The organism is Mesorhizobium sp. LSJC269B00 (assembly GCF_000502815.1).
GTDB lineage: Bacteria > Pseudomonadota > Alphaproteobacteria > Rhizobiales > Rhizobiaceae > Mesorhizobium.
In genome coordinates this window covers 146546-168955 of the sequence record NZ_AYVN01000008.1, presented here as the reverse complement: position 1 = coordinate 168955, position 22410 = coordinate 146546, and the positions used below count along the sequence as shown (strand labels likewise).

The window sequence follows — 22410 nt, the reverse complement described above, 5'->3', positions numbered from 1 at the left end:
AATCCACTGAAGGCTCCATAGTTCCCACGCATTCGTCTTGATGATGGCCATCACATTGGATCCGTTTTATGGATTGACTGGATGCAGGCTCATTGGGCGGGCTGAGAATGCGGATCAGGATCATCGGAACCGGGCGGGCCGTGCCGGCTCGATGCGTGACGTCGCGCGCCCTCGATGCGCGGCTGGGGTTTGGCGATGGACATTTCGAGGCCGCGACCGGCGTCATCGAACGCTATGTCTGCGACGCCGAATCGCAGGTCGACCTTGCTTGTGCCGCAGCCCGTCTGGCGCTTGCCGATGCCGAACTTGAGGCAGGCAGTGTCGATCTGGTCATCGGCGGTTGCGGCGTGCCTTACCAGCCGTTGCCGTCGACGGCTCCGCTGGTCATGCAGCGCCTCGGCCTTGCCGATGGGTCGGCGGCCGCCTTCGACGTCAACAGCACCTGCCTCGGCTTCCTCACAGCGTTCGAGACCGCGTCGCGCCTGATCGAGGCCGGGCAATGCCGGACGGCGCTGGTGTTCTCGTCTGAAATCGCCTCGCGCGCCCTGCCGTGGCAGGACCAGCCGGAAATTGCGGCCCTCTTCGGCGATGGCGCGGCGGCCGCCGTGCTGCAACAGGCCCCAAGCGAGGGTCGGGTCGCGGCCAACCTGATGCGCACCTACCCTTCCGCCTATGCGGCCTGCAGCATCGGCTCCGGCGGCACCCGGTTCGACTTTCATCGTGAGCCCGAGGAATTCGCCCGCCACAGCCTGTTCCACATGGAGGGTAAGGAACTGTTTCGCGTTACGTCACGCCATTTCAACGGCTTTGTAGCGGAGTTGCTCGATCGCGCCGGCTGGCGGCACGACGATGTCGACCTCGTCGTGCCGCATCAGGCAAGCCCTTTCGCGCTCGCCCACATGGCGCGCCAGACGGGCTTCGCCAGGGAAAAGCTCGTCGACATCGCGGCGCGCTACGGCAATCAGATCGCCGCTTCCATCCCCTTTGCGCTCGACGTCGCGCGCCGCGAACAACGCATTGTGCCCGGCGCCAAAGTGCTGTTCCTCGGCACCTCGGCCGGCGTGTCGTTCGGCGGCATGGCGCTGGAAGCATGACCGTGGGACGCGTCCTCGTCACCGGCGCTAGCGGCTTCCTCGGCGCGCATGTCATGGCGCGGCTGGCTGCACTGGGCACACCGGCGCTGGGTCTTGGCAGGGACGCCAAACGCTGCGCGGCGCTCGAAGCCGCTGGTCATCGGGTCGTTCGGCTCGATTTGTCTCAACCATTCGATGCAGCTGCCGCGCGCGCTCTCGACGGCGTCGATGCGATCATCCACTGCGCGGCACTTTCCGCGCCCTTCGGCAGGTTGGCGGATTTCCAGACGGCAAATGTCACAGCTACCCGCAACCTCAGCGATTTCGCGCGCGGGCAAGGCGTGCGCCGCTTCGTCCATATCTCCAGCCCGACGGTCTGTTTCGCCTATCGCGACCAGCTCGGAGTTTCCGAGAATGCGGCCTTGCCCCCTCCGGTCAATCACTATGCCCGCACCAAGCGGCAGGCCGAGGAGATCGTGCTGGCGGCGCCTGAGATCAGCCCGGTGGTGCTGCGGCCGCGCGGCCTCTACGGTCCCGGCGATCGCACGCTGCTGCCGCGTCTGCTGCAGGTGGCACGGCAGCGCCCGCTGCCGCTGTTTCGCGACGGCAAGGCGCGCATCGATCTCACTTATATAGAGGATGTCGTCGATGCGGTGCTTGCCGCGCTGTCCGCCGGGAGCGCTGCCGAGGGACAGATATTCAACATCTCCGGCGGCGAAGTGGTGCCGGTCCGCCGCATTGCCGAGGCGGCCTGCGCCCGCGCCGGCGTGCAGCCGCGCTGGCGCAGAATGCCGCTCTGGCCCGCCATGCTGACGGCCGGGATAGCGGAGGCGGTAGCGAATATATTGCCCGGCCGCCCGGAACCGCCGGTGACGCGCTACGGTCTTGGCCTGTTCGCCTATGCGCAGAGCCTCGATCTTTCCAAGGCAGGCCGCATCCTCGGCTGGGCGCCGAAAGTGTCGTTCGAGGAAGGGCTCGATCGCACATTCGGCAAGGCGATGGAAAGCAGGAGGGCAGCGTGAAGATCGTCTTCGCCAACAGCGCCTCTGTCAGCGCAGCCGAGCGCCTGATCCTGCGCGGCGGCAGCTGGGCGAAGGTCAGGCTACGTGTCCGCTACGGCCTGATCATGCATCCGCGAGCCGGCCCCGTCCTGATCGATACCGGCTACACGCCGCATGTGACACAAGGCAGTGGGCGCAGCACGGCGCTGCGTCTTTACAGTGCGATCCTCCGGCCCCAGCTCAACGAAGCCGAGCAGCCGCTCGCGGTACTGGCGCGCTTCGGCCTCTCGCCGCAGGACGTGCGCACCGTCATTGTCACGCATTTCCATGCCGACCACATGTCGGGCCTGTCGCTGTTTCCCAACGCTCGGCTTATCGCCAATGACACCGCCTGGGCGCGGGCGAAAGCCAAGACTTCCCGGCAGAATCTGCGCCATGGCGTCTTCAAGGAACTGTTCCCGTCTGACTTCGAGGCCCGACTCGACGGGCTGTCGTCGAAGCGGCGGATCGAACCTCGCGGCGGCGTGCCAGGCGGCGCCGATCTGTTCGGCGACGGCAGCGTCGTCGCAGTCGATCTGCCCGGCCATGCCGATGGCCAGTTCGGCCTTTTGTTCCCCAATCTGGAGCGGCCGCTGCTCTACGCCGTCGATGCGCAATGGCTGATCAGAGCATTGGTGGAAAACCGAACTCTCGGTCTGCCTGCAACCCTGCTGGCCGAGGATGCCGCCGCGATCGAGCCGACCAGCGTAATGTTGCGTCGGTTTCTGGCGACCGGCGGCGAGGTTGTTCTTTGTCATGATCCGGCGGTGACGGCCTACGATGTGGCCGGAGAGAGCGCGTGAACGGGCCGGCCGAAGCGATCCGCTCGTTTGCGCTGACGCAATGGGTTTCGCGCAAAAGCCGCGAGAGTTTCGAGCGCTGGCAGGCGCAAGCCTTGCGCCGCTTTCTCGACCGCGACCTGCCGCGCGCGCCGTTCTACGGCAAGGCGCCGCGTCTTCTCGGCGACCTGCCGGTGACCGACAAGGCGACGGTGATGGGCAATTTCGAGCGCTTCAACATTCATGGCGTCTCGGCCGCCGAGGCCTGGAAGGCGCAGGCCGGCGATAGCCGCATTGGCGAGCTGACTGTCGGCTCCAGCACCGGCACGTCGGGCAATCGTGGCCTGTTCGTCATTTCCGAGGCGGAAAAATACCGCTGGCTGGGCACCATCCTGGCCAAAGCCGTGCCCGATCTGCTCTGGCGCCGGCAGCGCGTTGCGGTGATCCTGCCGCAAAACACCGGGCTCTACGATAGCGCGCGCAAATCGCGGCGTATCGACCTGCGCTTCTTCGATCTGACGCGCGGTCCGGAGAGCTGGCGCGGCGCTCTCGAAGATTTCGCGCCGACGGTGATCATCGCGCCGCCGAAGATGCTGCGGCACTTCGCGGCCGAGGGCTTTAGGCTCAAGCCGCAGCGTGTCTTCAGCGCCGCCGAAACGCTCGACCCGGTTGACCGGCCGGTCATCCAGGCATTCTTTGGTCGTCAGCTCGACCAGATCTACATGGCGACGGAAGGGCTGTTCGCCGTCACCTGCCGCCAGGGCGGGCTCCATCTGGCCGAGGATTCGGTGTTCTTCGAGTTCGAACCGGCCGGCGACGGCCTGGTCATGCCGCTGATCACCGCCTTTCGCCGCCGGACCCAGATCATGGCGCGCTACCGGATGAACGACTTGCTGCGGCTGTCCGAAAAGCCATGCCGCTGCGGCTCGCCGCTGCGCACGCTGGACGAGATCGTCGGCCGCATGGACGACGCTTTCCGGCTCGCCTCGCCGCACGGGCAGCTCCTCGTCACGCCCGACATACTACGCAATGCGGTGCTCAAGGCCGACCGGCGCATCGACGATTTCCGCCTGGTCCAGACCGCTGAAGATGCAATCGAACTCAGCCTGGCCCCCGGGCTTGCCGACGAAGCCGCCACCGCCGCCCATCAGTCCGTGCGCAATTTGCTGGCGGCGCGCCAGGCGACAGCTTCGGTCAGCCTTGTTCGCAGGGACCTGCCGTTGGAGACTGGCCGCAAACTGCGTCGGGTCGAATGCCACCTGGGAGCGGCATCATGAACCGGCTCGCTATGTTGCCACTCGATCAGACGAACCGGGTGGAAAACAACCCGCGTGAGGTCGAAGCCTTCGTTCAGCTTTTCAACGAGGTGCCGGTGCGCGACCTCGTGCGCAATCTGACAGTGGCTGTCGAAACCTTCGAGATCGCCGGCCGCTCCTTTCCGCTGACGCTGAACGACAGAAGCGAAGCGCCGAACTGCTACATCTGCTGCCCGTCCAGCGCCTATATCGACTATGCCATCGACGAGACCCGCAATTTCGTCTCCTCGCCCTTGCTGCAAAAAACGATGCGGATGCTGATCGGCCTGTGCGCGCCGCTGGTCAGGATGAGCGGCCTTGACCATCAGGTTCAGGTCAACAACTGGCTCTATTCGACCAATCCGGTGCCGCTGCTCGATCGCAACGCGGTCGCGGCGATGCGCGACGATCTCACCGCGCGTTTTCCCGATCGCGCTGTTCTCATCCGCTCCCTGAACGAGATCGCCGATCCCTCGACAATCGCAGTGCTGAAGGCGGAGGGTTTTCGAATGCTGGCGGCGCGGCAGATCTACATCTTCGCAGGCGACGGTTCGGCCATGACCAACGACATGAAGCGCGACCGCAAGCGGCTGCCCACGACGCCTTTCGAGCAGGTCGGCAATGGCGACTTCACCGAGGCCGACTATGCGCGCGCCGAAGCGCTCTACCGGATGCTCTATCTCGACAAATACACGCCGCTCAACCCGCACTACACGGCCCGCTATATCGGCGAGACGCACCGTCGCGGCATCCTGCAACTGGCAGGCCTGCGTCGTCCCGGCGGTGAACTGGTCGCCGTCGCCGCTTTGTCTCAGAACGGCAGGACACTGACGCAGCCCATCGTCGGCTACGACACCGGCCTCCCGGTGAGCGAAGGCCTTTACCGCATGATGATGGCGCTGGCGCAGGATCATGCGATGGCGCACAGCCTGTTCTTCAACATGAGCGCCGGTGCCGCCGCCTTCAAACGCTTGCGCGGCGCCGTGGCGACGGTGGAATACAACGCCGTCTATGCTGCCCATCTGCCGCGCCGCCAACGCATGGCGGTGCGGATCATGGAATTTGTGCTCGCGAAGATCGGCATTCCCCTGCTCAGGAGATTTGAACTTTGAGCGACACCCGGCAGCAGAAAGACAAAGACTATTGGCAGGCGGTGATGCGGTCTGCCGACATCAAAGCCAAGCCGAAGCGCATCCTGTTCGACGGCGCGCCACTGGTGCTGTTCCGCTCGGCGAAAGGCATTGCCGCCCTCTTCGACCGCTGCGCTCACCGCCTGGTCGAACTCTCGACCGGCAAGGTCGTCGGTGGCGAGATCGAATGTCCCTATCATGGCTGGCGCTACAATGGGGAAGGGCGCTGCACCGCCATTCCCGGCCATGTCGGTGACGTCCCGCATTACCGTATCCGCCGCTACAGCGCGATCGAGCGCGACGGCGTCGTCTTCGTCTCGGCAGGCACGCCTGAGGGCGAGCCCTATCTCCATTGCATGCAAGGCAAGGATGTCGTCGTGAAGCGGGTGCGAAGCTCGGCGCGATCGACGGTGCTCGACGCCGCCGAGAACATTCTCGACGCCACTCACACCCACTTCACCCACAAGGGTGTGCTGCGCGGCCTGACCGCAAAGCGCCATCTCGTGCGCGTCGAGGTGACCGGCGGCAAGGGCTGGGTCGAAAGCTGCTACACCGGCGAGGACCGCCAACAGGGGCTGGTCAGCCGGCTGCTGGAAGGCGAGCGCGCCAGGACCATCGGCCGCTACCGCCATCCCGGCATCGTCGAACTCGAATATTGGGGCAAGGGCGGCTTGGCGCTGGCGACCACTTTCCATTTGCGTCAGGCGGACGAACGGACCGTCGAAGGCGTCGGCTGGCTGATCGGCCCGCGACAGGGCCTGTTCGGCGAACTCAAGGCGCTTGCTTTCCGGCCGCTCTTTGCCTTTGCCCTGCAGCAGGATCGCCGTGTGCTGAAATCGGCCAGCGACAACGCCCGTATATCGCCGCAGGTTCAGCCGGCGATCGGCCCGCTGGATTTCCTGCGCCGCGACATTGCGGCGATCATGGACGGCAAGATGCCGCCGGCAGCGGCTGAGCCGAGGGTGTACCAGATCGAGCTGTAGGAAAGCGCTCTATTCAGTCCTGCTCCGGCCCGTTCCACTCGATATCGCGCGTCGACGCGGCCTGAAGGCTGATGCGCTGGCTGATCGCCGTCCCGGCGATCTCGGCCAGCGTGCGCCACTGCGCCCGCTTCGGCGCGGGGTCGCCCGGCCAGTCGAGCAGCTCATCGGCATCGTGCATCGCCTGGCGAAAGCTGCCGAGACCACCGGAGCGCAGTGCCGCCGGCATCCCGTAGATCCACATCGCCAGCCTCACCGTCTGCGGCGCCGTCACGTCGGGCTTCACCTCGGCGCCATCCTCCAGGACCGCGTCGGCGAAGCGCCGCGGATCGCGAAAGAAGTGCAGGCCGCTCACGGCGCGCGGATTGCACTCCAGTGGCAGCACCCTGCCGTTGTTCTCGCGCATCAGGTCGAAGGATATCTGGCCGGTCCAGCCGGCGCCGGCGACGAAGGTTTCGACGAAGCGCCGCGCCGCGATATCCTCGACCGGCTCGAAACAGATGCCGGCGCCCTTGCCGGCGCGATAGAGCGAACGGTAGAGCGCCAGCGCTTTGAGTTCACCCTCGATCGCCACCGCATAGGCGCTGATCTCTTCACCGGCGATGTAGCGCTGCGCCACCCAAGGAGCGGCGGGCGAGGGGCGGACGGCGTCGAGTTCGTCCGGCGATGGCCGCAGCAGTACGTCACGGGCAAAACGTGACCACACAGGTTTGAACACCAATTCGCGCGATTGGCCACGAACGCCGTCGAGATCGGCCTCGCTTTGCAGCAGTATCGTTTCCGGCACGTCGAGCCCAAGGCTCTGCGCCAGCCGGATGAAGGCATGCTTGTCGTGAACGCGGGCGAGCATCGCCATCTCGGGTGCGAAGAGGCGGGCCGGCATGGCGCGGTGCTGCCAGAGACGACCGAGATAAAAGACTTCCTCGCAGGTCGGGATAACGAGTTCGATGCCTTCCGCGCGGACAAGCGCATCCACCGCCTTGGCATAGGCGTCGGCGGCAAAGCGCGGCGGCGGCAGGCGATGGTAGGCGGCGCAGGCCGTGCTCGCTGCGGCGATCGGCCGGGCCGGGCTGTCGGCCAGGATCACCCGGCGACCGGCGCCATGCAGCAGCCGCGCCAGGTGCAGCGCCACCGGCGCGCGGGCGCCGGTGATCAGCACGGTGCTATTGGGCATGAGCCACCGGCATCGGTTGGAAAAGACGAGTCGATGCTTCTGCGGAAGGCTTCATTCGCCATAAGTGCCACATGGCTTGCGTGCCGCCAACGCACTCCACAAAGGTGGCTCCGCTGCGTCAGCCATCGCTTTTTGGCCTTCGGGGCGTTATTGGCAATCTGTCGAACACCCGGATCTCCTCAATGCGCTTTCTGTTTGTCCTGATACTGCTTGCCGGCGCCGCCATTGGCTTCGTGTATCCCTGGGCCATGAGCAATTTCTCCGGCCACGAGATCGGCGCCTGGCGCGTCTACGACCAGGGACGGTTTAGGCCTGTGACGGTGACGCTGAAAGCTGGCGACGCGCCGGTCAGAGTGCTGGTCGACCTGACGGCGAGGGCCGAGCGCATTGTCTCGCAGCAGCGCACTGTGCTGACGCTGACTGCCGCCACAGCCGGCCGCACGGTGCTTGCCTCGACGCTGCAATTCAACCACGCCGACAATCCGCGCCAGGTCAGCCCGCAACTGCCCGACAAGATCTTTCGCGACGAGGCCGGCGTGATCGAAACCGTCAGTCCCGGCGCCTATCTCTTCACCGCCGGCCCGGGCGACGCCGACGATATCCCGATACGCGCAGTGGATCTGATACTGCGCTCCGGCGCCGGTGAGATCGATCAACGCGCACGGCCGGTTGGCTATGGGCTGATGGCCGTCGGCCTGATCGGCTTCCTGCTTACTCTGGCTTTCGGCGGTCGCCGGCCGGAGAACCCGAACTCGAAGCCGCCACCGCCGCGTTGGGGCAGAGGCTCCTCGACATGAGCGCGGCATGAACTACCGTCACGCCTATCACGCCGGCAATTTCGCCGACGTCGTCAAGCATGTCGTGCTCAGCCTTCTGCTCGACTATCTGAAGCAGAAGGATAAGGCGTTCCGTGTCCTCGACACTCATGCCGGCATTGGCCGCTACGATTTTTCGTCGGCGGAAGCGCAAAAGACCGGCGAATGGCAAGGCGGCATCGGCCGCCTCATCGACGCCCCGATCGAAAAATCGGCGGCTGCGCTGCTTGCCCCCTATCTTGAAGCGGTGCGTTCGCTCAATCCCGATGGCGGGGTGAAGAAATATCCGGGCTCGCCATTGATCGCCAGGCACCTCATGCGAAAGCAGGACCGGTTGTCGGCGATCGAACTGCACGGCGCAGATGCCGCCAGGCTGAAGACGCTGTTTGCCGGCGATTTCCAGACAAGGGTGATCGAACTCGACGGCTGGCTGGCGCTTGGCGCGCATCTGCCGCCAAAGGAAAAGCGCGGCCTGGTGCTGATCGATCCGCCGTTCGAGGAAGCCGGCGAATTCGACCGCCTCGTCGACGGCATGCAGAAAGCGCACAGGCGCTGGCCGGGTGGCATCTACGCGCTGTGGTATCCGATCAAGGATCGCAAAGCGATCATCGCCTTCCGCAAGGCGCTCAAGCAATCCGGCGTCCCAAAATTGCTCGACATCGAGTTCGAGATCCGGCCGGCATCGCGTGAACCAAGCCTCGACGGCAGCGGCATGGTGGTGGTCAACCCGCCCTTCACGCTGGAGCGCGAACTGCGCATCGTGCTGCCGGTCCTGCACAGATTGCTGGCGGTCGAAAAGCCGGCGCACTGGTCGCTGGAATGGCTGGCCGGGGAGTAGCGACGCTTCGCAGCGGGCGACGCCCGCGGCAAAGACACAAAGTCGCTAGAGGTTTTGACGGTGGCGCCATCCGCGAATGCTCAGCTGTGTTCAACGAACCGAAACCATGGAGATGCACATCTAATCGGCTCGGCGTTGACGCTAATCCCAGAATCCGAGAGATAGATATCTAATTATTAGATTTCGAATCGAATGCCAAGATCGACAGAAGAGGAACTGGTCAACGCGATAGGCTTCGCGATGTCGCGCTGGCAGGATGCCGTCGAAACGTTCGATGGGACCGTCGCCGAAATCTATGTGCTGAGCGCTGCCGAGCGCCGCTGTGTCTCGGTGCGATCAATCACGGCCGGCGGGGCCGGCAAACCTCGTAGCGAGGGAGACAAATCTCACGCCGGCGGCGGTCACGACGTTGATTGACCGGCTGGAAAAGCGCGGCTTCGTCAGCCGCCAGCCGGATCCCGATGACAGGCGCAAGGTCATGGTCGCGGCGGGCAAGAAGACCGAGGAACTCGTCCGGCGCTGCTACCATCCGATCCTCGAGGCGGGCGCCGCATTGCTGGAGAATATTCGGCGGCCGAGATGCAGTTTTTGCTCGGCTTATCAAGAGGTCGAAGCGATGCAGGAGGCGCAGACCGAGAGGGTGCGCGGCAAAGCAAAACCGGTGCGTTGAGAGAAGGCATCGGAGGATGGTCCGGCGAAACGCCGGTCCGGTTTCAAGTGTGTACTGTCAAGGAGACCCTATGCCCCCCATGATCTTCGTCAACCTGCCCGTCGCCGATCTCGCTGCGTCGATGGCATTCTACAAAGCCCTCGGCTTCGACAACAACCCGCACTTCACCGACGACACCGCAGCCTGCATGGTGCTGAGCGAAACGATCAACGTCATGCTGCTCACCCACGCCAAATGGCGTCAGTTCACCGATCGCCCCATCCCGCCGGCCACCTCGAGCGAGGTCATGCTTGCCGTGTCCTGCGACAGCCGCGCGGCGGTCGATGCGATGAACGAGGCGGCGGCGAAAAATGGCGGCGCCGCCGACATCAACGCCCAACAGGATTATGGCTTCATGTACAATCGCAGCCTGGCCGATCCTGACGGCCACGTCTGGGAAGCGATGTGGATGGACCCGGCCGCCATACCGCAGGGCGACGCCAAGCAAGGCTGAACCGGGTTTCGGCGGCCCGCCGGCCATGGGCAGGCCGCTTTTCCTAATGGGCAAGGCGAGCTTTTTCGAAGGTCAGGACGTGGTTTCGCAGCTTCGCACCGGCAAAACCGGTTGCGGAGCGGGAAACCATCGTCAGGGCGACCGCTTGACCGCGCGCCGCCGAATCCGCAAAGTGGGCGCAGTCGACCTTTGAGAGGCTGCCATGACTCGCTTTGCCAAATCCGCTCTTGCTGCCCTGATTTCGCTTTGCACGCCGCTGGCCGCACCCCTCGGCCAGCCAGCACAGGCCGCCGACCTTTCCGTCTATTCCGACGAGGACAGCGGCGTTTGCGGCGAGGCCTGGGTGCTAAGCAAGATCTCCAGCCGCTTCTCCTACCAGGTGCATCACGTGCCGCATCTGCCGGATGTTTCGATCACAGATTTCCAGCGCATCCACCAGCATCGCTATCTCCCGGCCAGCGAAGAATGGCCGATCGGCCGCCGCTATTGCGGCGCCACCGTCAGCCTTTCCGATGGCCGCGCCCGCACCATCTGGTACTTGATCGAGGAAGGCCAGGGTTTTGCCTCGATCGGCGACAATGTCGAATTCTGCGTCTCGGGCTTCGACCGCTGGATGGTCTACAACGGCCGCTGCCGCGTCCTGCGCTAAGGTCGGATAAGAACCGCCGTTGAACCTGCCATCTCCCGCAAGGGGGAGATCTGATGTCGCTCCGGTTTCGCCAATCTCCGAACTGCTGCCGCTGCCTCACACCGCCTTCCCACCAGACACGTAAGCGCAGATCAGCTCGACCAACTGCTTCTGCAGCTCCGGCGCGTCGAGCATGTCTCGCCGCGCGGCATTGTGGATGACGCCCTCGACCGCCGAGGACAGCACACGGGCCACGGCCTCATTGTCCTTTCTGCGCCTGCGATATTGCGCCACCGCCGTCGTGTAGTGATCGAGATAGCGCGATTGGAACGAGGCATGGGCGGCGCGTGAGCCGCGATCGCCCGGCGCCTCGTCGAGCAGCACCTGATGCAGCGTCGGATGGATGCTGTGCGCATCGATCATGCCGCGCACCAGCTCCTGCGCGAATCGCTTGAGCGGCTTGTCGCCTTCTGCTGATTCGGCGATCACCGACAGCACCTGATCGAAATGTCGCCGGCGAATTGCTTCGACCAGCGACAGCTTGTCGGGAAAATATTGATAGAGCGAGCCGATGCTGACGCCGGCCGCATCGGCCACCTTGTTGGTGGTGAAGCCGGCCCAGCCGAGCGCGCTTAGAACATGAGCACCGGCTTCGATGATCGCCTCGACCGTCGCTCTCGAACGCGCCTGGCGCGGCTGCTTGCGCATGCGTGAGCGCGGCTTTGCAATGCGAGTAGACATGTCTGCTCCAGCAGCCAAGAATATAGATAATATACTCACATTTTTTGCAAAGGATACAGACCGCAGCCTCTTCGTTTATCAAGCCTGGGCGAATGGTGAATTGCTGCAGAAGCTTGCGGGCCTCGACCAGCAGGAGCATGTCGATCAGCGCCACACGGCGACCCGTCTCATCAACCACAACCTCGTCGTATCGAAGATATTCGCCGCGCATCTTTCCGGCACGCGTCATGGCTATGCGTCCGACAACACCGTGGACACGACAGCACTCGATGAATTGAGCGCTGATGTCGCTGCGATGGATCGTTGGTATCTCGACTATATCGAAGCCGTCTCGCCAAAGCTCATGTCAGAGCCTGTGCCTTTCACCTTCACCGACGGCGACAGGGCGATGATGTCACGCCAGGAAATGCTGACCCATGTCGTCACGCATGGCGGCTATCACCGCGGCGAGATCGGGCGGATCCTGATGCAGATCGGAATTGCGCCGCCGTGGGATACGTTTGCCGTCCACCTCCACCACGCCGAGCCTTCGCGCCGGCTGCAGGTGCGCGAGCGGGTTGGCGCTTAGGGGCCTGCACCCCTTGGCTTCCAAGGGATCGCGGCTTCCTGGGAGGAGGATTCCCCGATCTTCGTTTCCCATTTCCGTTAGGCATCTCTTGCGCCGAAGCTGGCGATCTCCCTTCTCGTCTGGGAAACTCCGACACAACAGGCTGTCCCTTCAAGTGCTGTCTTTCCTGGCTTCCATCCAACCACTTTCGATATACGAGTAAAAAGCTCGCGTTTAGTTTAGTGCTGTTCCTGCAACCGTGGGGATGAAGCAAGATCAGCCTCTGCTGTGCGATGATTGTTGCCATCCGATAGGCCGCCGATGACCGCGTGAGATCGACGGCGTTGCAAGACAATGTGAGCTTGACGAGAAGATCGTGTGAGTCGCGATATCAGAGATTTCTCTCGCAATAGTTCGCTGCGAAGCGGGAAGATTCTTTGCCGATTTCTGTGCCGATCATTGCGATCTTGCTCTCAGCGTAACCGAAACTTAATCTGCAAAATTCTATGTAATGCTTCGCTGGCTAGATACGCACGAGTCAGATATGCATTAGCTCGCCGGGTCACTCACGGCCATCGGCACAAACGCAAGGGGCATCGCATGGCAAAGACCACGACGAAGGCGCCGGCGGCGAAAGCGCCGGCAAAGAAAGCGGCACCGAAAGCTGCCGCGAAACCTGCAGCAGTAAAGAAGGCAGCACCGAAGGCAGCGGCAAAGCCGGCTGCCAAGGCAGCGGCAAAGCCGGCAGCTAAGGCAGTAGCAAAACCCGCCGCCAAGGCAGCAGCGAAACCCGCCGCCAAGAAGCCGGCCGCCAAGGCTGTGGCGAAGCCTGCTGCGAAGGCAGCAGCCAAGCCCGCCGCCAAGAAGCCGGCAGCCAAGGCAGCGGCAAAACCCGCCGCCAAGGCTCCGATGAAGGCCGCCGCCGCCAAGTCGACGGCCGCTGTGAAGAAGGCTGCACCGGCCAAAAAGCCAGCCGCCAAGAAGAAGTAACAGCGGTCCATCTCAAAGCTCCCGGGAACTTTGCCGACTGGCAGATTCCCGGGAGCTTTTTTGTTGTGATTTAGGTCTTGTTTTGATGCATGTCGTTCTCTCGAAATTGACGCCACTTCTGTGAGACGTGCATGGCGATTTCATTGTCGGCGGATTGGCCGCCTGGTTTTGCCCTTCTGGCAGTTGCTCCCTCAGGGAAGATCGGCCAACACTAAGGCGGTCGCATTCGATGGGGTTCAGGCGACACGCTCTAGACCTTTGTTTTACGTGCGTCGTTCTCAAGACCGGAATCGCATTTTTGAGCGACATGCACTGGCCGTCCGAAAACAGGGAACCGATCATGCCGAAGCTGCTCTACGCGTCCTCATCCCCCTACAGTTCCAAGGTGCGCATGGCAGCACTCCATGCCGGCATTGCCGTCGAGCTCGTGCCGGTCAAGACCGAGGACAAGCCTGCTGAACTGATGTCAGCCAATCCTCTCGGCAAGATTCCGGTGCTGGTGCTCGACGACGGCCGCTCGATCCATGACAGCCGCGCGATCACTCAGCATCTCAACCGCGCTTCGAAGAGCCTGTTGTTGCCGCGCAATGCCGACAAGCGCCTCGAGGCCGAAGTGCTGGAGGCGCTGGCCGACGGCATATGCGACTGCGCGCTGTCGATGGTCTATGAGCGGCGCACGCGTCCGGAGGAGATGGTCTATCAACCCTGGCTCGATCGCCAGTGGACCAAGATCACCGCCGCACTCGATTTCCTCAACGCCAATCCGCCGAAGCTGCCGAAGAAGATCACGCTTGGCCAGCTGGCGTTGCGTGCATGCCTCGGCTACCTCTCTCTGCGCTTCGCCGGCAAATGGGAAAAGGGCCGCGGCCGCCTGACCCGCTGGGCAGCGCGTTTCGATGAGAAGTTTCCGGGGCTGAAGGTGGCTGTGCCGGCCTGACGGGCGAAACAAAAAAAGCCGGGCGCGAGGCCCGGCTTTCTTGTGTCGTGGCTTGAACGACAGTTAGAACTTCATACCGACGCCGAAGGTGACGCGGTTGTCGCTCTCTTTGACCTTGGTGCCGACACTGTCGAAGCTCTTGGAACCGAAGTCGGTGTAGCGGTACTCGACACGGCCGAACACATTGTCGGTGATCTTGATGTCGGTGCCGACGCCGGCCGTCCAGCCGAGCATGGTGTTGCTGTCGCTGTCGCCGGGGACCGAGACCTTCTGGTTCTTCAGGGCGCCGCCGCCGGTGCCGTAGAGCAGGATTTCCGGGGTCACGGCGTAACCCAGACGGGCGCGCAGCGAGCCTTCGAAGCCGCCCTTGGAATTGACGCCGCCGCTGTCACCCTTGACGCCATTGTAGCCGAGATCGGCTTCAGCACCGTACACGAAGTTTTCCTGCTGCCACTGGTAGCCGCCGAAAACGCCGCCGACAAAGCCCTTGGTCTTGATGTCCGGGCCGCCGTCATGGACTTTGGCATGACCGCTGAAGCCGTAGCCGGCGCTGAGACCGGCATACGGGCCGGCCCAGGAAGCGACGGGGAGCTCGGCGATCGGGGCCGGCGCCGGGGGCTCTTCCGAGACGACATCGGCAGCAAAAGCGGTACCGCTGAGGGCGAAGAGCCCGAGCGCAACCGCGAGCGGCGCGAATTTGAGATTGGTTTGCATTGTTGTTTACTCCTTAAGCCACAAGACACGTAGGCTTGTTTGTCCTGAGCGCCATCAACCCGTCCGGGGGGCGAAACGGATCTGGCACTCAACGGTTCCGAATGTCGTGTCAAAATGCGGCGGCAGCGAACCTGAAAATGGGTCATTCCCCGGCACGAATGAGGCCGAAGCTTGACGTTGCATCTTCGCAACAGCGAAATGTCAGTACGCAGGCGATGCTGCACTGCACTCGGCTTGGTGCAACGGGTTCAGCGTCCTATATTGCGGTCCTGCCGACCCGAATCCGGGGCGGTGCCGGCGGCGAAAAAGCCGTTTCGCCACATTCCTGCCCCAGGTGGAAACGGCATTTAACCCCTGGACGCGTCACAATGTGCCGCTAGCCGAATTGAGGCGCAGATTGAGGATTGACAGATGATCGAAGCCGCCGGAACGGCGCTGGTGACGGGCGGGGCGAAGCGGATCGGCAAGGCGATCGTCGAGGATCTGGCCGCGCACGGTTTTGCCGTCGCCATCCACGCCAACCGCTCGACCGCCGAGGCCGACGCGCTGGCTGCGAGCATCAGGGACGGAGGCGGCCGCGCCGGCGTGGTAGCCGCCGATCTGACCGACATGGATGCGGTTGGCGATCTCGTCGGCCGCGCCGCGGCAGCGCTCGGCCCGGTCACGCTTCTTGTCAACAATGCGTCGCTGTTCGTCGACGATAGCGTCGAGGACTTCGACTGGGCGGCATGGGACCTTCACTTCGCCATCCATGTGAAGACGCCGGCGCTGTTGGCGCAAAACTTCGCCCGCGCCTTGCCGCAAGGGCAGGAGGGGCTGATCGTCAACATCATCGACCAGCGCGTCTGGCGGCCGACGCCGCGCTATTTCTCCTATGCGCTCTCGAAGTCGGCCCTGTGGACGCAGACCGAAATGCTGGCACAGGCGCTCGGTCCGCGCATCCGCGTCAACGCCATCGGTCCCGGTCCGGCGCTGAAGAATGCGCGCCAGGACGATGATGATTTCCAAAAGCAGGTCGATGGCCTGATTCTGAAGCGCGGCCCGCAATTGGCCGAATTCGGCGCCACCATCCGCTATCTCTGGGAGGCGCGCTCGGTGACCGGCCAGATGATCGCGCTCGACGGCGGCCAGCATCTTGCATGGCAGACGCCGGATGTGACAGGCATGGTGGAATGAGTCCCGCAGACCAGAAACACAAGACGCGCGCCGGCGCCGCCGACGATATGCCGCCTGACATCGAGCTTGAGGATGAAGCGGTCGAGGAGATCGTCGAGCCCGAGGCCACCGGGCCCGATGTCGCCTTCACAGCGATAGACTGGGCGCCGCATGCCGGCGACGCCGACGGCATGGTCGGCGCGGAGGTCATCCAGACATTGGTCAAGCGGCTGCCCAATGCGCCCGGCGTCTACCGCATGATGAACGCTGCCGGCGACGTGCTTTATGTCGGCAAGGCGCGCAGCCTGAAGAAGCGGGTGACCAACTACGCGCAAGGCCGGTTCCACACCGCCCGCATCGGCCGCATGGTGCGCGAGACATCGACGATGGAGTTCGTCGTCACCCGCACCGAAATCGAAGCGCTGCTGCTCGAGGCCAATCTCATCAAGCGCTTGCGGCCGCGTTTCAATGTGCTGATGCGGGACGACAAGTCGTTCCCTTACATCCTGTTGACCGGCGATCACGTCTCGCCCGGCATCTACAAGCATCGCGGTGCGCGCTCGCGCAAGGGCGACTATTTCGGACCTTTTGCGTCGGCCGGCGCGGTCGGGCGCACCATCAATTCGCTGCAGCGCGCCTTCCTGCTCAGGAGCTGCACCAACTCCTTTTACGAAAACCGCACCCGGCCGTGCCTGCTCTACCAGATCAAGCGCTGTGCCGGTCCATGTACCGGGGAGATCTCGCATAGCGACTATGCCGAGCTGGTCAGCGAGGCGAAGGATTTTCTGTCGGGCCGCAGCCAGAAGGTGAAGACCGAAATCTCTGCCGCCATGCAGCAGGCCTCGCAGGAGCTCGATTTCGAGCGCGCCGCCATTTATCGCGACCGGTTGGCTGCACTGTCCCATGTGCAGAGCCATCAGGGCATCAACCCGGCCACGGTCGACGAGGCCGATGTCTTTGCCATCCATCAGGAGGGCGGCCAGGTCTGTATCCAGGTGTTTTTCTTCCGCACCGGCCAGAACTGGGGCAACCGCGCCTATTTCCCCAAGGCCGACCCGGCACTGGAGGGGGCGGAAGTGCTGGGCTCGTTCCTGGCGCAGTTCTATGACGACAAGCCGACGCCACGGAACATTCTGCTGTCGCGAGGTGTCCAGGATCAGGAACTGTTGGCCGAAGCGCTGTCCACCCGCGCCGGCCGTAAAGTGTCGATCTCGGTGCCGCAGCGCGGCGAGAAGAAGGATTTGACCGACAACGCGCTGCAGAATGCCCGCGAGGCGCTCGGCCGCCGCCTGGCCGAAACCTCCACGCAAGGCCGGCTGCTCGCCGGCTTTGCCGAGACCTTCGGCCTGCCGAAGCCGCCGGTGCGCATCGAGGTCTACGACAATTCGCACATTATGGGCACCAACGCCGTTGGCGCCATGGTCGTCGCGGGGCCGGAAGGGTTTGTGAAGAACCAGTACCGCAAATTCAACATCCGCTCGACCGAGATCACGCCCGGTGACGATTTCGGCATGATGCGCGAGGTGATGGAACGGCGCTTTTCGCGGCTGCTGAAGGAACATGGCGATGTCGTTCCCGACGACGCGGCAGCCGGTGGAGCAGGCGACGACATCGAGGAAGACATCTCCGGCAGCTTCCCGGCCTGGCCGGACGTCATCCTGATCGATGGCGGCCAGGGCCAGATGAGCGCGGTGCGCAAGATCCTCGCCGACCTCGGCATCGAGGATCGCGTGGCGGCCATCGGCATCGCCAAGGGCCAAGACCGCGATGCCGGCCGCGAGCGTTTTTTCGTCAGAGGCAGGGACTCGTTTTCGCTCCCCGTGCGGGATCCCGTGCTCTATTTCGTCCAGCGGCTGCGCGACGAGGTCCATCGCTTCGCCATCGGTTCGCACCGCGCGCGGCGCAAGAAGGAATTGGTCAAGAGCCCGCTCGACGAGATCGCCGGCATCGGTCCCGGCCGCAAGCGCGCGCTGCTGCTGGCCTTCGGCACTGCCAAGGCGGTCAGCCGCGCGGCAGTCGAGGATCTGGTCAAGGTCGACGGTATTTCAGAGCAGGTCGCCAAGCTCGTCTACAATCATTTCCATGAGAGCTGAGCGCCGGTGACGCCGCTGTCCCGATCAAATGGCAGCAGCCGTTCTTTTCTCGCAGGCCACTCGAATCCCGGCAATCGCGCGCTATTTTCGTCTGGCCAATCGAATCTCGCCTGTTGACCCCCTACATCCGGTTCTGATTTGAGTACGCAGGCAGAAAGAGTCCCTGAGATATGGCCAAGCGCGCGTTCAACCTGCCCAACATGCTTACCTATGCCCGCATCGTCGCGGTGCCGCTGGTGGTGCTGTGCTTTTTTCTCGAGGGGCATCTGAAATCGAGCGACTTCGCCCGCTGGTCGGCGTTGATCATCTTCCTGCTGGCTTCGATCACCGACTATCTCGACGGCTATCTGGCGCGCGCCTGGCAGCAGACGTCCAACATCGGCAAGATGCTGGATCCGATCGCCGATAAACTGCTGGTCGCCACCTGCCTGCTGCTGCTCGCCGCCGACACCGACCGCCATGCCGGCATCGCAGGCTGGTCGTTGTGGGCGGCAATCATCATCCTGTGCCGCGAAATCCTGGTTTCGGGACTGCGCGAATATTTGGCGGCATTGAAAGTCTCGGTGCCGGTGACGCAGCTCGCCAAATGGAAGACCGCCATCCAGATGGTCGCCATCGCCTTCCTGCTGGCTGGGCCTGCCGGCGACAAGATCTTCCCGCTGACCACGCAGACCGGACTGGTGCTGCTGTGGATCGCAGCCCTCGTCACGCTCTACACCGGCTACGACTATTTCCGCGCCGGCCTCAAGCACATCATGGACGAGTGAGATGTCGACCAGGCTCATCTATTTCGCCTGGGTGCGCGAACGGATCGGCAAGCCGGAAGAGGATGTCGAACTGCCCGCCGGTATCGAGACGGTGGCCGACCTCCTGCGCTGGCTGAAATCGCGTGGCGAGGAATATGAGCACGCGCTGCAATATCCTGATGTGATCCGCGTCGCCATCAACCAGGAACATGTCGAGCATCGCGAGAAGATAGCCGGCGCGCGCGAGATCGCGCTGTTTCCGCCGATGACCGGGGGCTGACACCATGTCCGGCGCGCCGACGGTGCGCATCCAGCGCGACGATTTCGACGTTGCCGCCGAGATCGCGAAACTGACCGGGGGTCGCGCCGACATCGGCGCCGTGGTGTCCTTCTCAGGACTTTGCCGCGACGAGCAGGGCCAGCTGTCGGCGCTGGAACTCGAGCACTATCCAGGCATGGCCGAGGCCGAAATCAGCCGGATCGCCCGCGAGGCGCTTCAGCGCTGGCCGCTGCAAGGGCTGACCGTCATCCATCGCCACGGCAAGATCGCACCGGGCGAAAACATCGTGCTGGTGGTGGCGGCGTCCTCGCACCGGCAGGCGGCGTTCGAAGCGGCCAATTTCCTGATGGATTTCCTGAAATCGCGTGCACCCTTCTGGAAGAAGGAGCACCGCGTGGACGGCACCGATGGCGGCTGGGTCGAGGCCAAGGACGCCGACGACCAGGCTGCGGCGCGCTGGAAGGCGCGGCCCGAATAAATCTCGGCGCAGCCATGTATTGACCGCATTCCCTTGGCCAAATCGCATCGGCCAAAAAGGGAGCAAGGGCATGCTGGACAGGATCGCCGAATTCTTCGTCTTCGGTTTTGTGCCGCTGGTTATCGGCGTTCTGGCCGTTCCCGAGCCTTCCGTCGCCGCCGAGAAAACCCTGAAGGGCGAGGTGATGTATCGCGAGCGCATCGCGCTGCCGCCCAACGCCGTGCTGTCGGTTCAACTTGCCGATGTATCGCTGGCCGATGCGCCGGCCGCCATTGTCGGCGAGCGCAAGGTAGCGCCGGCCGGCCAGGTGCCGATCAAGTTCGAGATCAGCTTCGATCCAACGGTGATCCGGCCCAACATGACCTATGCGCTGCAGGCGCGCATCACCGCCGACGACAAGCTGCTGTTCGTCACGGACTCGCGCTATCAGGTCGATCCGCTCAGCGAGGCGCCGCAGGCCATTGTGCTGAAAATGGTGGCGCCGAGCGACAAGCCGACCTCGGCCTCGCTGTTCGGCCAGAGCTGGCTGGTCGAGTATATCGACGGTATCGGCGTGATTTCGGAGCCGCAGGCGACGTTCCGGGTCAGCGAAGCCGGCAAGGCGGGCGGCAGCGGCCCGTGCAACGCCTATTTCGCCACCGCCAAGGTCGATGGCGAGACCATCGTCATCAGCGACATCGGCTCGACCTACAAGGCCTGCGCGCCGGAGATCATGGCCGAGGAAAAGGCGCTGTTCGAGGCGCTCGCCAAGGCGGCGTCAAACCGTGTCGATGGCGGCAAGCTGATCATCGCCGACAAGGACGGCCGTGACATTTTGCGATTTAACGCAGCGAGTTAAGATCAAGACTGCGGCGGCGGCGGGGGCGCCGGCGTCAGGCCGAACCGGCGCATCAGGTCCATCAGCCTGGTGCGGTCTGGCGGGCCACCAGTGCTGAAGATGGCGAAGGCCTCGCGAAAATAGTCCGGGCCGATCGCCGCCGGCGTCACCACGCACAGCACCTTGGCGGTCGCGGCGGTGTCGTTGTCGAAGCGGTGAACCGCGCCGCGCGGAATGCACAGCGCCTGGCCCGGCCCGATATCGTGCCGGTGTCCGTCGACGGTCAGCATCAGCACGCCTTCGATCCCGTACATCGTCTCTTCATAGTGATCGTGGCTGTGCGCCGGGGCGGGCAGGCGCTGCGAGCCGGCGACCGTCAGTTCGAAGGCGGCGATGCTGCCGTTCGACTGGTCGCCGGTAAGCAGGAAGCGCACGGCAAGGCCGCCATGGCTGATTGTCTCGTCGGCCGGATTGACGCTGATCTGGCTAGCTCTGTCTAGCATTTCATCCTCCCACGTGGTAAATTGAATTTACCGAAATGAGTAAACTCAATTTACCAGAGTGTCAATGCCATTATCCGCGGAAGCACCGCCAAAGAAGCCACCGCTGATCGGTGCACTGCTGCGCGTTCCGGCCATGGCCATTCACCGCAAGCTGATCAGGGATCTCAGGGCGTCGGGTTTCGAGGACCTCAGCCCGCCGCATATGGCGGTGATCCAATATCCCGGCCCGGATGGCCTTCGGCCGAGCGCGCTCGCCGAGCGCGCCGCGATGAGCAAGCAGGCCATGAATCAACTGCTGAAGACGCTGGAAGCGATGGGTTATATCACTCGCTCGGCGGCACCCGATGAGAGCGGCGGGACCGTCGTCCACTTCACCGACCGCGGGCGCGCCGCATACCAGAAGATGGCCGACATCCTGCTCGACGTCGAACGGGAATGGGCCGAGGAACTGGGCGAGAAGCGTTTCACGGAGCTGAAAACGCTGCTCGGCGACCTCTGGGACACGCCGCTCATCCGTTGAAAGCGGCATGAAGCCGAAGCCGGGACCTGACCAAAGAAAAAGGCCGGCGAAGTGCCGGCCTCTTGCATACATTGGTTCGCGTCGGCTCAGCCGACGATCTCGGTGTCCGAGAACCAGTACTTGATCTCTTCAGCAGCGGTTTCCGGCGCGTCGGAGCCGTGCACGGAATTCTCGCCGATCGACAGCGCGTGGACCTTGCGGATGGTGCCTTCGGCGGCGTTGGCGGGGTTGGTCGCGCCCATAACTTCGCGGTTCCTGGCAATGGCGTTTTCGCCTTCCAGAACTTGCACGATGGTCGGCGCCGACGACATGAATTCCACCAGTTCGCCGAAGAACGGACGATCCTTGTGGACGGCGTAAAAGCCTTCGGCCTCGCGGCGGCTCATCCACACGCGACGTGAGGCGACGACGCGCAGGCCGGCCTCTTCCAGCATCCTGGTGATGGCGCCGGTAAGATTGCGCCGGGTCGCGTCCGGCTTGATCATGGAAAAGGTGCGTTCGAGCGCCATGGGGTCGTCCTTGTCTTGAGATGGAAAGTCTTGAGATCGGAATGTGGAGTGGCGGGCTCTATACAAGCCGCCCGGCCCATTGCCAAGGGGACGCGCCCCGGCAGCGTTATTCGGCCGCGACCGCCCGCATGGCTGTTCGCAACGCTCTGGTCAAAGGCAAGGCTTTGCGGGAAAATGGCGATTGCGCAGGCACGCACGGTTTCGAACGGAAATCAGCGGAACGGAAAGACATCGGACCATGTTTGACGGGACGCGCTGGCCTACCACCACCTCAGGCCGGGCGACATAAAAGGGAGCCTATTGATTATCGGCATTTTTGCTGCCGTGGGCCTTGTTCTGCTGCTCCTTCTGGGTCGCCGCACAGATACGAATTTCGGTTTCGGGCCTGAATGGCAGTGCACTCCGATGCCGAAGGGCGACCCGATCTGCGTCAAGCTCATCGCCAAGGAAGAGACGAAGTGATGG

General features: G+C 63.6%; 28 protein-coding genes. 23 read left to right on the top strand and 5 right to left on the bottom strand.

The annotated features are described in order from the left end of the window. The first annotated feature begins 155 nt into the window (after positions 1-155). Genes X771_RS144990 through X771_RS145010 form a run of 6 tightly spaced genes read left to right on the top strand, consistent with a single transcriptional unit; the run spans position 156 to position 6300 of the window. The gene (locus X771_RS144990) at positions 156-1094 is read left to right on the top strand and encodes a 3-oxoacyl-[acyl-carrier-protein] synthase III C-terminal domain-containing protein (protein WP_245262699.1); all 939 of its coding nucleotides are present in this window, start codon (positions 156-158) and stop codon (positions 1092-1094) included. Continuing rightward, entirely contained in the window at positions 1091-2095 is a 1005-nt protein-coding gene (locus X771_RS144995; RefSeq protein WP_031202875.1) for an NAD(P)-dependent oxidoreductase, read from the top strand. The genes X771_RS144990 and X771_RS144995 overlap by 4 nt, the downstream gene beginning before the upstream one ends. Further along, entirely contained in the window at positions 2092-2916 is an 825-nt protein-coding gene (locus X771_RS09400; protein ID WP_023689101.1) for an MBL fold metallo-hydrolase, read from the top strand. Before X771_RS144995 ends, X771_RS09400 begins: the two co-directional genes overlap by 4 nt. After that, complete coding sequence (locus X771_RS145000; RefSeq protein WP_023689100.1) at positions 2913-4169, top strand: F390 synthetase-related protein; 1257 nt, start codon at positions 2913-2915, stop codon at positions 4167-4169. The genes X771_RS09400 and X771_RS145000 overlap by 4 nt, the downstream gene beginning before the upstream one ends. Further along, on the top strand, positions 4166-5299 hold the full coding sequence (locus X771_RS145005; protein WP_023689099.1) for a GNAT family N-acetyltransferase: 1134 nt from the start codon (positions 4166-4168) through the stop codon (positions 5297-5299). The genes X771_RS145000 and X771_RS145005 overlap by 4 nt, the downstream gene beginning before the upstream one ends. Further along, the gene (locus X771_RS145010) at positions 5296-6300 is read left to right on the top strand and encodes a Rieske (2Fe-2S) protein (protein WP_023689098.1); all 1005 of its coding nucleotides are present in this window, start codon (positions 5296-5298) and stop codon (positions 6298-6300) included. Before X771_RS145005 ends, X771_RS145010 begins: the two co-directional genes overlap by 4 nt. 13 nt (positions 6301-6313) lie before the next feature. Here the strand turns inward: X771_RS145010 and X771_RS145015 are convergent, their stop codons facing one another. After that, positions 6314-7471, bottom strand: coding sequence for a hypothetical protein (locus tag X771_RS145015; protein ID WP_031202872.1), 1158 nt, complete (start codon positions 7469-7471; stop codon positions 6314-6316). Positions 7472-7653: 182 nt separating this feature from the next. On the opposite strand from X771_RS145015, the gene X771_RS145020 reads away from it, so the two are divergent. The 6 genes from X771_RS145020 (at position 7654) to X771_RS145045 (ending at position 10936) form a co-directional block, all read left to right on the top strand. Beyond that, complete coding sequence (locus X771_RS145020) at positions 7654-8268, top strand: hypothetical protein (protein ID WP_023673461.1); 615 nt, start codon at positions 7654-7656, stop codon at positions 8266-8268. Positions 8269-8275: 7 nt separating this feature from the next. Continuing rightward, complete coding sequence (locus X771_RS145025) at positions 8276-9124, top strand: 23S rRNA (adenine(2030)-N(6))-methyltransferase RlmJ (RefSeq protein ID WP_023673460.1); 849 nt, start codon at positions 8276-8278, stop codon at positions 9122-9124. A gap of 192 nt (positions 9125-9316) precedes the next feature. Continuing rightward, positions 9317-9541, top strand: coding sequence for a hypothetical protein (locus tag X771_RS1000000168245; protein WP_023689096.1), 225 nt, complete (start codon positions 9317-9319; stop codon positions 9539-9541). Continuing rightward, on the top strand, positions 9534-9794 hold the full coding sequence (locus tag X771_RS145035; RefSeq protein WP_023689095.1) for a MarR family transcriptional regulator: 261 nt from the start codon (positions 9534-9536) through the stop codon (positions 9792-9794). The genes X771_RS1000000168245 and X771_RS145035 overlap by 8 nt, the downstream gene beginning before the upstream one ends. A gap of 70 nt (positions 9795-9864) precedes the next feature. Next, positions 9865-10287 carry a VOC family protein gene (locus X771_RS145040; protein ID WP_023689094.1) on the top strand — a complete coding sequence of 141 codons (423 nt, stop codon included), beginning with the start codon at positions 9865-9867 and terminating at the stop codon, positions 10285-10287. Positions 10288-10489: 202 nt separating this feature from the next. Next, positions 10490-10936 carry a hypothetical protein gene (locus X771_RS145045; protein ID WP_023673457.1) on the top strand — a complete coding sequence of 149 codons (447 nt, stop codon included), beginning with the start codon at positions 10490-10492 and terminating at the stop codon, positions 10934-10936. A gap of 96 nt (positions 10937-11032) precedes the next feature. Here X771_RS145045 and X771_RS145050 read toward each other — a convergent pair whose 3' ends face one another. Continuing rightward, a complete protein-coding gene (locus tag X771_RS145050; RefSeq protein WP_023689093.1) occupies positions 11033-11623 on the bottom strand; it encodes a TetR/AcrR family transcriptional regulator in 591 nt (196 codons plus the stop codon). Between X771_RS145050 and X771_RS145055 the strand changes: the two genes are divergently transcribed. The 3 genes from X771_RS145055 to X771_RS145065 all read left to right on the top strand — a co-directional run bounded on the left by X771_RS145055 (position 11622) and on the right by X771_RS145065 (position 14130). Next, on the top strand, positions 11622-12224 hold the full coding sequence (locus tag X771_RS145055; protein ID WP_348625474.1) for a DinB family protein: 603 nt from the start codon (positions 11622-11624) through the stop codon (positions 12222-12224). The genes X771_RS145050 and X771_RS145055 overlap by 2 nt on opposite strands. Before the next feature lie 579 nt (positions 12225-12803). Continuing rightward, complete coding sequence (locus X771_RS145060; RefSeq protein WP_023673454.1) at positions 12804-13193, top strand: hypothetical protein; 390 nt, start codon at positions 12804-12806, stop codon at positions 13191-13193. Positions 13194-13533: 340 nt separating this feature from the next. Continuing rightward, complete coding sequence (locus X771_RS145065; RefSeq protein WP_023689091.1) at positions 13534-14130, top strand: glutathione S-transferase family protein; 597 nt, start codon at positions 13534-13536, stop codon at positions 14128-14130. A gap of 63 nt (positions 14131-14193) precedes the next feature. Here the strand turns inward: X771_RS145065 and X771_RS145070 are convergent, their stop codons facing one another. Continuing rightward, positions 14194-14844: an outer membrane protein gene (locus X771_RS145070; RefSeq protein WP_023684724.1), complete on the bottom strand. Its 651-nt coding sequence runs from the start codon at positions 14842-14844 to the stop codon at positions 14194-14196. 411 nt (positions 14845-15255) lie between these two features. On the opposite strand from X771_RS145070, the gene X771_RS145075 reads away from it, so the two are divergent. The 6 genes from X771_RS145075 (at position 15256) to X771_RS145100 (ending at position 20434) form a co-directional block, all read left to right on the top strand. Next, a complete protein-coding gene (locus X771_RS145075) occupies positions 15256-16020 on the top strand; it encodes an SDR family oxidoreductase (protein ID WP_023684725.1) in 765 nt (254 codons plus the stop codon). Next, positions 16017-18092, top strand: a complete 2076-nt coding sequence (gene uvrC / locus X771_RS145080; RefSeq protein ID WP_023689090.1) for an excinuclease ABC subunit UvrC — start codon at positions 16017-16019, stop codon at positions 18090-18092. Before X771_RS145075 ends, uvrC begins: the two co-directional genes overlap by 4 nt. Positions 18093-18262: 170 nt before the next feature. Then, the gene (gene pgsA / locus X771_RS145085) at positions 18263-18859 is read left to right on the top strand and encodes a CDP-diacylglycerol--glycerol-3-phosphate 3-phosphatidyltransferase (protein ID WP_023673449.1); all 597 of its coding nucleotides are present in this window, start codon (positions 18263-18265) and stop codon (positions 18857-18859) included. A gap of 1 nt (position 18860) precedes the next feature. Further along, entirely contained in the window at positions 18861-19118 is a 258-nt protein-coding gene (moaD, locus tag X771_RS145090; RefSeq protein ID WP_023689089.1) for a molybdopterin converting factor subunit 1, read from the top strand. Between the two features lie 4 nt (positions 19119-19122). Then, complete coding sequence (locus X771_RS145095) at positions 19123-19596, top strand: molybdenum cofactor biosynthesis protein MoaE (RefSeq protein WP_023689088.1); 474 nt, start codon at positions 19123-19125, stop codon at positions 19594-19596. Between the two features lie 70 nt (positions 19597-19666). Further along, a complete protein-coding gene (locus tag X771_RS145100) occupies positions 19667-20434 on the top strand; it encodes a YbaY family lipoprotein (protein WP_023689087.1) in 768 nt (255 codons plus the stop codon). Positions 20435-20436: 2 nt separating this feature from the next. On the opposite strand, the gene X771_RS145105 is transcribed toward X771_RS145100, so the two are convergent. Next, a complete protein-coding gene (locus X771_RS145105; RefSeq protein WP_023689086.1) occupies positions 20437-20916 on the bottom strand; it encodes a cupin domain-containing protein in 480 nt (159 codons plus the stop codon). Positions 20917-20980: 64 nt separating this feature from the next. On the opposite strand from X771_RS145105, the gene X771_RS145110 reads away from it, so the two are divergent. Then, complete coding sequence (locus X771_RS145110) at positions 20981-21436, top strand: MarR family winged helix-turn-helix transcriptional regulator (RefSeq protein WP_023673444.1); 456 nt, start codon at positions 20981-20983, stop codon at positions 21434-21436. Positions 21437-21522: 86 nt separating this feature from the next. On the opposite strand, the gene ndk is transcribed toward X771_RS145110, so the two are convergent. Beyond that, positions 21523-21945, bottom strand: coding sequence for a nucleoside-diphosphate kinase (ndk, locus tag X771_RS145115; RefSeq protein WP_023684731.1), 423 nt, complete (start codon positions 21943-21945; stop codon positions 21523-21525). A 300-nt stretch (positions 21946-22245) separates the two neighbouring features. Here ndk and X771_RS1000000168240 point away from each other — a divergent pair, with 300 nt between their 5' ends. Further along, the gene (locus X771_RS1000000168240) at positions 22246-22407 is read left to right on the top strand and encodes a hypothetical protein (RefSeq protein ID WP_023689085.1); all 162 of its coding nucleotides are present in this window, start codon (positions 22246-22248) and stop codon (positions 22405-22407) included. Positions 22408-22410 lie beyond the last annotated feature (3 nt).